General features: G+C 56.2%; 1 protein-coding gene. It reads right to left on the bottom strand.

Going from position 1 to position 306, the window contains the following annotated elements; genetic code table 11:
- A partial coding sequence (locus Q4563_RS18565) for a hypothetical protein (RefSeq protein WP_303605559.1) occupies positions 1-191 on the bottom strand: 191 nt, incomplete at its 3' end.
- Positions 192-306 lie beyond the last annotated feature (115 nt).

The raw sequence follows: 306 nt of genomic DNA, 5'->3' as shown, positions 1-306 counted from the left end.
ATCTTGGCATCCGTCAGTGGGTTGTCATCCGGAATCGCGGGCAGTACAAAGCCACCCTCACTGCTGAGTTGCAGCAGGGTAACCCCTTCGGCTTCCTGCTCCAGCTGCAGATCAAAATCGGATGACTGGCAACCCACCAGAAGTAGCCCACAGGCTCCCAGCACCCCGGCATACCAATGACTCAGTGCCATTTATTCAACCGTAACCCAGGTTTGTGAATCACAGTCATCATCCAGGCATTGGCCCGTGGTGACATCCAGCCCCAGATTGGTGAAGATCTCGGCACACTCAGGGTCGGTAGCGCTC

This window comes from Gilvimarinus sp. 1_MG-2023 (genome assembly GCF_030548285.1).
This window is presented reverse-complemented; position numbering and strand designations above follow the sequence as displayed.